This is a genomic window from Neptunicella sp. (genome assembly GCF_048268085.1).
Classification (GTDB): Bacteria; Pseudomonadota; Gammaproteobacteria; order Enterobacterales; family Alteromonadaceae; genus Neptunicella.
Map to the genome: position 1 here is coordinate 130931 of NZ_JBLWWF010000010.1, position 10166 is coordinate 141096.

Annotated in this window: 9 protein-coding genes; 7 read left to right on the forward strand and 2 right to left on the reverse strand. The window is 43.0% G+C overall.

From position 1 onward, the window contains the following. A complete protein-coding gene (locus ACTD55_RS10100) occupies positions 1–1044 on the reverse strand; it encodes a UDP-glucose--hexose-1-phosphate uridylyltransferase (RefSeq protein WP_438864206.1) in 1044 nt (347 codons plus the stop codon). Between the two features lie 162 nt (positions 1045–1206). On the opposite strand from ACTD55_RS10100, the gene ACTD55_RS10105 reads away from it, so the two are divergent. Continuing rightward, positions 1207–2211: a LacI family DNA-binding transcriptional regulator gene (locus tag ACTD55_RS10105; RefSeq protein ID WP_438864207.1), complete on the forward strand. Its 1005-nt coding sequence runs from the start codon at positions 1207–1209 to the stop codon at positions 2209–2211. Between the two features lie 4 nt (positions 2212–2215). Here the strand turns inward: ACTD55_RS10105 and syd are convergent, their stop codons facing one another. Continuing rightward, positions 2216–2797, reverse strand: coding sequence for a SecY-interacting protein (gene syd / locus ACTD55_RS10110; RefSeq protein WP_438864208.1), 582 nt, complete (start codon positions 2795–2797; stop codon positions 2216–2218). A gap of 23 nt (positions 2798–2820) precedes the next feature. Between syd and queF the strand changes: the two genes are divergently transcribed. The 6 genes from queF to ACTD55_RS10140 all read left to right on the forward strand — a co-directional run bounded on the left by queF (position 2821) and on the right by ACTD55_RS10140 (position 9995). Beyond that, positions 2821–3654, forward strand: a complete 834-nt coding sequence (queF, locus tag ACTD55_RS10115; RefSeq protein WP_438864209.1) for an NADPH-dependent 7-cyano-7-deazaguanine reductase QueF — start codon at positions 2821–2823, stop codon at positions 3652–3654. 128 nt (positions 3655–3782) lie between these two features. After that, positions 3783–5345 carry a GGDEF domain-containing protein gene (locus ACTD55_RS10120; protein WP_438864210.1) on the forward strand — a complete coding sequence of 521 codons (1563 nt, stop codon included), beginning with the start codon at positions 3783–3785 and terminating at the stop codon, positions 5343–5345. An 8-nt stretch (positions 5346–5353) separates the two neighbouring features. After that, positions 5354–6715 carry a nucleotide 5'-monophosphate nucleosidase PpnN gene (gene ppnN / locus ACTD55_RS10125; protein ID WP_438864211.1) on the forward strand — a complete coding sequence of 454 codons (1362 nt, stop codon included), beginning with the start codon at positions 5354–5356 and terminating at the stop codon, positions 6713–6715. A gap of 20 nt (positions 6716–6735) precedes the next feature. After that, positions 6736–7110 (forward strand): DUF3192 domain-containing protein, encoded by a 375-nt coding sequence (locus tag ACTD55_RS10130; protein WP_438864212.1) that lies wholly within the window; start codon positions 6736–6738, stop codon positions 7108–7110. Between the two features lie 7 nt (positions 7111–7117). Next, positions 7118–8875 (forward strand): hypothetical protein, encoded by a 1758-nt coding sequence (locus ACTD55_RS10135; protein WP_438864213.1) that lies wholly within the window; start codon positions 7118–7120, stop codon positions 8873–8875. A gap of 112 nt (positions 8876–8987) precedes the next feature. Further along, positions 8988–9995: an isocitrate dehydrogenase gene (locus ACTD55_RS10140; protein WP_438864214.1), complete on the forward strand. Its 1008-nt coding sequence runs from the start codon at positions 8988–8990 to the stop codon at positions 9993–9995. Positions 9996–10166 lie beyond the last annotated feature (171 nt).

Below are 10166 nucleotides of genomic sequence, written 5' to 3' on the forward strand. Positions count from 1 at the left end.
TTACTGCCCCTTTTTATAATGAATAGTGGGAAGATTACGTAGGCGTTCTGCGGCCTGTTCTGCGGTAAGATCACGCTGAGCTTCGGCCATCATTTCATAGCCCACCATAAATTTACGCACCGTAGCGGAACGTAATAAAGGGGGGAAAAAGCTGGCATGTAATGTCCACTCAGGATAGTTTTCACCATCAAATGGCGCACTATGCCAGCCCATAGAATAGGGAAAGGAACAATGGAACAAATTGTCATACTTAATGGTGATTTGTTGCAAAATATCGGCTAACGACTCGGTTTGAGTTTGATTCAACTCCGTCATCCGCTGCACCTTGAAACGAGGCAGTAACAAGGTTTCAAACGGCCAGGCTGCCCAGTAAGGCACAACCACTAACCAATCATCATTGATCACCACAATACGCTGCTGCTTATCGATTTCCCGGACAACATAATCCTGTAGCAAATTGCTGCCATATTGGGTCATATAATTTTTTTGGGCTTTATTTTTCTTAGCCATTAAGGTGGGGAGCTGCTGCTGTGCCCATATCTGGCCGTGGGGATGAGGATTAGAACAGCCCATCACACTGCCTTTATTTTCAAACACCTGTACCCATTGATAGGTTTTCCCTAACTCAAGATACTGTTGCTGCCACGTTTGCACAATGCGGGTAATTTCTGAGTGCGATAATTCTGGCAAGGTTTTACTGTGATCAGGAGAAAAGCAGATAACCCGACTCTCGCCCTGTTCAGTGACCATGCTAAAAAGCGGATCATGTTGTTCAATTTTGGGAGTATCCGGCTTGATCGCGGCGAAATCATTACTAAACACAAAGGTTTCTGTATACGCCTCATTCACTTCGCCATTAATACGGGTATTGCCAGCGCACAAGAAGCAATCAGGATCGTAAGCAGGTTTGACTTGCTCATCCAAACTTTCAACTTGTCCTTGCCACGGCCGTTTTGCACGATGGGGGGATACGAGAACCCATTCGTCAATGAGTGGGTTATAGCGACGATGAGGATGCTCGGTTGGATCGAATTCAACTGTCATAAAAATATCTAAAGCTGGTAAATCATGACGGCAAAGTGTAAACGTTTACCCTATTTTTATGCAAGTTTTAATTTTTCATTTTATAAATATTGCCTCAACACCTTTATTAATGGCATTATATCTCAATAAAAATAAAACAATTAAGAATGTAAACATTTACATATGGCTACTATTAAAGATGTTGCGCGTCAGGCGGGGGTTTCCGTGGCAACGGTTTCTCGGGTTGCGAATAACGGTCCCAAAGTCGGTCAGAAAACCCGAGACAAAGTCACTAAAATAATGCAGGAATTGGGCTACACCCCCAACGCCAATGCTCGCGCATTAGTCACGCAAAAAAGCTCGACGGTAGGCGTGGTGATTCCGGATTTAACCGATCCGTTTTTCGCCTCGTTAGCCAATGGAGTGGAGAAAATCGCCCGGCAAGAAAATCGCCAGTTACTACTTAGTACCGGCATGATCAGCGCAGACTCGGAGCGTCAAGCGATTAATTTATTGTTAGAAAGACGCTGTGACATTATCGTCGTGCATAGTAAAAAACTGGCCGATGAGGAGTTAATCGCCTTAAGCCAAAAAGTCCCCGGACTGGTATTTATTGATCGTTATATCGACGCCATCGCAAATCGTTGCATCTGGCTGGATAATTACGAGGGTGGGAAAATTGCGGCACGACATTTACTGGCACTGCAGCATACTGAATTTGCTTGTATTTCCAGTAAGTATCGAATTGAAGATCCGGGATTACGCTTGCGTGGTTTTGAAGATGAATTAGAGGCTGCAGGCTATGCGTTGGATCCGAAATTAATTGAATATGGCACCCCAAATTTGCAAGGAGGTGAAGCCGCAGCACAACATTTATTAGCATCTGGCAAATCATTCTCGGCTTTGTTTGTCTATAACGATGCCATGGCAATTGGCGCGATTTCGACTTTGGAAGATAACGGTTATAAAGTCCCGGCGGATATTTCGGTTATTGGCTTTGATGACGTCTTATTGTCCCGTTATTCCAACCCTAAACTTACCACGCTAAATTATCCTATTGAACATATGGCCATGTTAGCCACCAAATTAGCGGTAAAGCTTGCCAGTAACGACTTGGCTGATGAGGATAAAATCAACCTGAAACATATTCCTAAATTAGTCAAACGGGAATCCACCAGTGCAAAATAATTTGCTAAATAATTGGCGTTAACTGGTTTAAAAAAGTGGCTAAATCTGGTGCCAGTATTTCTTGTGGCAAACATCCCACCTGTTCAAGGGCGACTTCTCCGGTCTGGTTATCCACAGAAATAATAAAATCTTCTTCATCGGTTAGTGCAAAAAACAGCGTAACCGGTTGCTTAAGGCGTCGTTTCATTAAAATGTGACCAATTAAATTTTGCTGCAAACGAGCAAAATCATCCGTATTCCATGCTTGCAACAGCTGCAAGTTACCGCGAGTGGATTGGGCGTCGATGGCTTCGCCAAAGTAACGGCTAAAAAAAGCTTTGATATCTGAGTGCAACACCAGATCCAAAGCGTTTTCCACCTCAGAAAAATCCCCGCTAGGATTTTGTAGCATGGGTTGCCATTCAATCATCCCCTGTTGATCAGGAGCAGATAGTTGACAGGGAGAGACCCATTCGGGGTCAAATTCTGTGGTTAATTTCAACTGTTGTTGTACTGCTGTTTGATAACGTTTTAGTACAAGATTATCTAGTGCTTCGATTAATTTTTGTGGCATGTGAAAACATTTTAGATCCGGTAGAATAGCCATATTCTACCCTTGGAATATAGTGAATGACACAGGACAATTCTTCTCTTAACCATTTGACCTTAGGCAAATCGGTTAATTACATCGATCAATACGCACCACAATTATTACAACCCGTTCCGCGAAGTTTAAATCGTAAAGAGCTCAATATTATCGAACAACAACCTTTTCATGGTGAAGATATATGGAACGGCTATGAACTGTCGTGGCTCAATCAAAAAGGCAAACCTTGTGTGGCTATCATGCAAGTGAATGTGGCTTTTGATTCCGTTAATTTAATTGAGTCCAAATCATTCAAACTATATTTAAATAGCTTTAATCAAAGCCGGTTCGACAATATTGAACACGTCCAACGCACAATCAGTCGTGATCTTGGCGCGTGTGCAGCCGGCCATGTCACCGTTAAGTTATATACACCTGGCGATTTTAATCGATTTGCGGTAACCGATTTGCCCGGCCAATGTATCGATGATGTCGATATTCAAATCGACCAATATACCCCTGCAGGCGAGTTACTTCATTGCAATCCAACTCAGTCCAAAAACGAAACCTTGGTGAGTCATTTACTTAAATCAAACTGTTTAATTACCCAGCAACCTGACTGGGCCAGTATCGCTATTCGCTATCAAGGACCGGCTATCGACCATGGCGGTTTACTGCGCTATTTAATATCTTTTCGTCAACATAATGAGTTTCACGAACAATGTGTGGAAAGAATATTTTGTGAGATCCAACAACGTTGTCAGCCTGAAAAATTAACCGTTTATGCGCGCTATACTCGCCGTGGCGGTTTGGATATTAATCCGTTTAGAAGTAATTTCGAACAATGTTGGCCTAATTATCGTCTGGCTCGCCAGTAGCCCTAAAAAGCGTGATACCCTTAAATAAAATAAAGTTATCAATCAATTAGATTTACGCTCGACTTATGAGCATCTATCGTTATATTAGGCAGTAGACTTAAACAATTAATAATCATCCAGACCCCATAATGAACAGATCGCCGGATAGTATAAAAAAAGAACTTGAGAATCTGAAACAAAGTCAGAGCAAATTGGTTCGCAGCTTTAAACATCAGATCGATCTGTTGGGTCAGTTTATTATTCGTGTGTCACGTTTTTATGCCGATGCAAATAGTGAATTAGACAAGGAATTTCAGGTACTACGCGGGCACCTTGGTGGACGTTCAAACTTTGCTTTAGCAGAATCCAGTATTAATAAAATCACTCAATTATTAGTTCGAGATGCAGATTTATTTAAACTACAAAACCACAAAGTGAACAACCTGTTGCATAACTCAGTGAAAAGTCTGCAATCCAAAAAAGAGTTAAGTGATAGCGTTAAACAGGAAGCTCTTTTACTGCTGTCCCAACTACACGAAACTGAAACCACTATTTTTAATTCATTACCCCATTTTGAACAGGCATTATTGCTCTATCAAAAAGCCTTGGAAAACACAGAATCCCGTGCCAATTTTGGTGATGCCCCCGCGAATCAAAATATAGAACTCACTGACAAACTACATCAAAGTATTTGTAGCGAATTGGAACAATTGATCAGCCAACTGGTCGCCAGCAATAAAACCGATCCGGAATTAAAACAAATTAGAAAAATGCTGATTGAAGGGATCAGCCATCAGGAATTGCTTAAGTGTTGTTTACTGATTATTCGTTCAATTCTTAAAGACGTGATTACCGAACGCAATCACGCTGAGCGTTTTATTTCCGGCATGCATACCACCTTGGTGGAGTTGAATCAGAAAATAGATCATTCCATTCAAGAAACCAGTGCGTCAATGGAGGCCAAACAAGCGACTCATCAGCAACTTAAAGATGATTTGGTCGATATAACCGAAGTTATTAGTCAGGCGAATGATTTAGATCACCTGAAAAGCCAGGCCAATATCTATCTGCAAAAGTTGTCCGATTCGATTCAAAGTAACGAACAGGCCGATAAAACCGAACAGCTTAATCTGATTAAGTTGCTCAATGCCATGCAAAACCAAATTAGCCAGTTAGAAGAACAAGCGTCCAGCTATAAACATCGTTTAATTGAACAAAAGTTTCACAGCCATATCGATCATCTGACTCAAGTACCAAACCGTGCCGCCTATATGGAGCGAATTGATTTAGAGTTTTCACGCTGGAAACGCTATGGGCACGATGTGTGTATTGCCTTAGCCGACATTGATTATTTCAAAAAAATTAACGACCAATATGGTCACACCGCGGGTGATAAAACCCTGCAAGTGATTGCGCAAAAAATCCAGGCCAGTCTGCGTAATACTGATTTTTTGGCTCGTTGGGGCGGTGAAGAATTTGTGCTGATTTTTCCACAAACCGCCTCCGCACAATTACACAAACCGCTGGAAGTAATACGCGAACAAGTTGCCAAAATCCCGTTTAAATTTAAACAACAAAATGTCAGTATTACGATCTCTATTGGCGCAACTCAATTACAAGCCAAAGATACCATCGCCAACGCATTTGAACGAGCCGACCAAGCCTTGTACAAGGCAAAATCCGAAGGGCGTAACCGCTGTATCATTGAATAAGGGCCAAAATGACTCAACCAGTACAATTAAATCCAATCGGGCCAATGAGCCTGCTTTCCCAGTATGAAGTTGATCGCTTAAAACAATCCACCACCAATGAATTGTACCTGTTAGTACGTAACTGCTGTCTGGCAGTGTTAAACAGTGGCGCTGAAATCGATGATTTGGAAAAAATGTTCAGCCCCTATGACAATTTTGATATCGAAATATTACAGCGTGAACGCGGCATAAAAGTGGCGTTAACCAATCCACCGGATATGGCTTTTGTTGATGGAAAACTGATTAAAGGTGTGCATGAACACTTGTTCGCAGTCATCCGTGACATTGTGCACATGGCGGCCAAATATGAAAATAACGGCTTTAATGCCACCACCGATCCGGTACAAATCACCCATATTGTTTTTGACATTTTACGTAATGCCGAAGTCATTAAACCGGATATTGAGCCGAATATGGTGATCTGTTGGGGAGGCCATTCAATTGGCCACATCGAATATCAATATACCAAAGAAGTCGGTTATCAGCTTGGCTTGCGGGAAATGAATATCTGCACCGGCTGCGGTCCTGGCGCAATGAAAGGCCCAATGAAAGGGGCGGCAATAGGACACGCCAAACAACGCTATAAGCAAGGGCGCTATTTAGGCATCACTGAACCGGGCATTATTGCGGCAGAACCCCCCAATGCGATTGTTAATGAACTGGTTATCATGCCGGATATTGAAAAACGGCTAGAAGCCTTTGTACGTTTGTCTCATGCGATTGTGATTTTTCCGGGAGGCGCCGGCACCGCCGAAGAATTGCTGTATCTATTGGGTATTATGTTGCACGAAAAAAATCGTGATCAGGAGATCCCGATTATCTTAACCGGTCCCAAGCAAAGTGAAGCCTATTTTGAATCAATTAATGCCTTTGTCGGCGCTACGCTGGGCGAGCAAGCCCAACAGCTGTATACCATTATCGTTGATGATGCCGCGGCTGTGGCGCGCACGATTAAACAGCAACAAGAAAAAGTGAAACAATATCGTCTCGATACCGGTGATTCATATCATTATAACTGGTCACTTAAAATCGATCCTGAATTTCAACAGCCATTTGCTCCGACTCATGCCAATGTCGCCAAGTTAAACCTGCATTATGATCAGCCCAAACCTGCTTTAGCTGCTGCGCTCAGACGAGCCTTTTCTGTCATTGTTGCCGGTAATGTCAAAGCCGAAGGAATTCAGGAAATCCGCCAGCATGGTTTGTACAAAATTAACGGAGATCCAAAAATCATGACCTTATTGGATAATTTGTTAAAATCCTTTGTTGAACAGCAACGGATGAAACTGCCAGGCTCAGAATACCGTCCCTGTTATGAAGTCGTCATTTAATTAGGATTAACCACGTCAGTATGGATAAAAAAATCGTCAAACGGATCGGTCTGGGAATTGCTGCCTATATTCTATTCGTCGTTTTAGTCATGACCTTTTACAAAGGCGACCCAGAGAATATGGACTGGCAAGATCGCGAGCAGTATAACCGCGAACAGATCAGTAAACTTGAAGTGGGCATGAGCAAACAGCATATTATTGAGCTTATGGGCTCCCCTGATATTAGTGAGGCTAAAAAGGTGGCCGAAAAAACCTTGCAAGTCATGTTTTATCGTACCGAGCGCAAGCAATCTGACGGTATTACGACGGCCGATGAGTGCATCCCCTTATTGTTCGAAAATAATCAGTTAATCGCGTGGGGTAATGACACCTATCGTCAGTACACCGAACGCTGAAAAATAAGTGTCTGATCAAGAAAAGCAAGTTCATCAAAATGCGACTTTATTAATAGAGCAGTTTTTACTGTTCCAACAAGGCATCCGAAAAAATCCAAGTCAAAAAAATATCGAGCATACGCCCCTGCTCGCCAACGCCTTTTTACAATTAGCGAAATCTGAACCGATTATTTTTAGTGCGTTGTTACACACACCAATAAAGACGATGCCGTTTGTGTATCGTTATATATTCAATAGTGCGATTGTTAGTACGATATTGAGTTTGCGCCACCATTTACACGATTCGGCAATATTGCAAATCATCTGTTCAGTGCTCACAGTGCATGCAAAACGGCACTACTTAATTCAGCAATGGTCGCAAAATGCCGCATCGGAAACGGCTGATACGACAGCATTACAGCAACATTTTCAGTTACCGAGTACGCTGGTCGATAATCATCCATTATGGCACCACTGCAACCAGATAAACTGGACAGTGCTGAGCGATTTTTCACAGCTAAATCGCCTACAACGCCACTCGATGTCTCAACAAATTATCATTATTGCCAGCCAACTCGCTTTATTAATCACTCCCGGGAAAGGACGCTCAATTTACTACTATGCCCACGGATTGCGCAAATTATCCGGTGCCCTGCCAACACAAGCGTATGCGCATATTGAAAAATTACTCGAAGTAAGTGGTTTATATCCTGCTGGCATCACGGTTAAATTATCCACCAATGAGATGGCAAAAGTATTGTCTATCACCCCTCAGGGATTGCTAGTTAAGCTCTGCCAATCAGATGGAGCGGCAGGACAACGCATTGAATTGATTAACCCACAGGATATTGTAAATTATATGCCAACTAAAACCGTGACCGACCTTTCGGCGTATTGGTCACAATGGTGGGATAATAATTGGTTAGCGCGGCATCAAGAGATCAGTCACAAAAGTTTTAATCGTATTCAACCGTTGTATTTCAGGGTGGACATTCCACCGCCCACCTTAACCGAATTACACAGTCAGCTGATGCTAGCTGAGCCGGATACTCAAGCGTTAACTCAATTAATCAGTAGTGAGCAGAGTTTAGCTGATTATATTCAGCTACAGGCCAGTCAAAGCTCACGGCAAAAAATGCTCATTCGTAACGTTAAACAGGCATTATTGATGCACGGGTTTGACCGTACCTATAGCATAATATGTCAGCAAGCATTAACACTGAGACTATCGCAACTGGATTTCCCTTGTGCTCAAAGACTTCTGCAATTTAGTCAACTACGCAGTGCAATAGCCGCACAACTGACCCATTTGAGTCCCCTGACCCTGTTACCAGAAGAAGCACAATGCATGACCAGCTTTGCCAGCTCCGGTCTATTTACGCACCCGACGCTAAGAATACTCCCAGACTTAAGAATAAATTCGCAGCAATGCTGTGATATGACCTTACTATTCCCGATTAAACAGCCGGAGCTATTAACGGAGCATGCGATTAAATTGGCTCAATATTGGCAATTAAACAGTTCACAGATTGATGCCATACGTTTTGGTGGCCGCTTATCCTCCCAAGGACAAAAGCGCTCATTACTGACCCGGCAAATGGCTGCGCTATTGGGGTTAAGTTTAGCCCTGGCTCAGCAAAGCTATTTCAGCATCAGCAGCCAAGACGAAGAGCAACAACAGGAATTGCAATTGGCGCTACAGATTTTAGGGATGAACCAACAACAGGCCAATCAAGCCTTAATGCAAGCCATTGAACACACCAAACCCTATAGTAATTTACACTAGCCCGAAGTTAGACCAATTTCTGGTAAATTAGACCGTTTTATGCTATAAAATGCGCCCTCAAAATTCGTTCAACCGTATGAGTGAATCACTCACTCCAGTAAGGAAAATCTCCATGACTCAACAGCGCATTACCGTTATTCGCGGTGACGGAATAGGCCCCAGCATTATCGATTCAGCGATTCAAATTCTGGATAAGGTAGGCTGTGATTTTGCTTACGACTATGCCGATGCCGGTTTAACCGCATTGGAAAATGAAGGGGAATTACTGCCACAAACGACACTCGATCTCATCGCTAAAAATAAGGTCAGTTTAAAAGGCCCATTAACCACGCCAGTGGGCGAAGGTTTTACGTCGATTAATGTCAGTTTGCGTAAACAGTTTAAACTCTATTCCAACGTGCGTCCGGTATTATCATTCAAGGGCACTCAAGCCCGTTATGAAGACATTGATATTATTACGGTACGTGAAAACACTGAAGGCATGTATAGCGGTCTAGGTCAGGTGGTATCAGAAGACGGTTCAGAAGCTCAGGCAATGAGTAAAATCACCCGTGAAGGTGCTGATCGTATCGTCACTTTTGCCTATGAGCTTGCTCGTCGTGAAGGCCGCAAAAAAGTCACCGCTGTACATAAAGCGAATATTCTTAAATCCACGTCAGGCCTGTTTCTAAAAGTAGCTCGTGAGGTGGCCGAACGCTATCCGGATATTGAATCTACCGAAATGATTGTGGACAACTGCTGTATGCAGTTAGTAATGAACCCGCATCAATTCGATGTGATCGTCACGACCAATCTATTCGGGGATATTTTATCCGACTTATGCGCCGGTTTAGTGGGTGGTTTAGGCATGGCACCGGGTGCCAACATTGGTACTGACTGCGCTATATTCGAAGCGGTACACGGCTCCGCTCCAGATATTGCCGGTAAAAATCTGGCTAACCCTACTTCGGTTATTTTAGCTTCAATACAGATGCTGGAATATCTGGAAATGGGTGACAAAGCCGAAAAAATCCGCAGCGCATTAAAAGACGTCATTGAATCAGGCGATCGTACTACTCGTGATTTAGGCGGTGAACATGGCACAACCGACTTCACAGCAGCGATGTTAGAACGTTTATAACCCATTTACGGTCAATATTATTGTGTAAAAGCGCCTACGGGCTAATGCCAGTCAGTTAAGCTGACTGGCATTTTTCTGTTTGTGGGGGTATCGACTTGCTTTGGGCTTTATCCATCTTGGGTAAGCTCTTTCCTCCCTACGTGGCGGTAGCTCGTAAAATCCCAACTGGTC

What these genes read in the sequence shown, in the direction of transcription:
- syd (WP_438864208.1), bottom strand. Translation starts at nt 2,797, where the DNA reads ATGGCTATTCTACCGGATCTAAAATGTTTTCACATGCCACAAAAATTA.
- ppnN (WP_438864211.1), top strand. Translation starts at nt 5,354, where the DNA reads ATGACTCAACCAGTACAATTAAATCCAATCGGGCCAATGAGCCTGCTT.
- ACTD55_RS10130 (WP_438864212.1), top strand. Translation starts at nt 6,736, where the DNA reads ATGGATAAAAAAATCGTCAAACGGATCGGTCTGGGAATTGCTGCCTAT.
- queF (WP_438864209.1), top strand. Translation starts at nt 2,821, where the DNA reads ATGACACAGGACAATTCTTCTCTTAACCATTTGACCTTAGGCAAATCG.
- ACTD55_RS10140 (WP_438864214.1), top strand. Translation starts at nt 8,988, where the DNA reads ATGACTCAACAGCGCATTACCGTTATTCGCGGTGACGGAATAGGCCCC.
- ACTD55_RS10120 (WP_438864210.1), top strand. Translation starts at nt 3,783, where the DNA reads ATGAACAGATCGCCGGATAGTATAAAAAAAGAACTTGAGAATCTGAAA.
- ACTD55_RS10100 (WP_438864206.1), bottom strand. Translation starts at nt 1,044, where the DNA reads ATGACAGTTGAATTCGATCCAACCGAGCATCCTCATCGTCGCTATAAC.
- ACTD55_RS10105 (WP_438864207.1), top strand. Translation starts at nt 1,207, where the DNA reads ATGGCTACTATTAAAGATGTTGCGCGTCAGGCGGGGGTTTCCGTGGCA.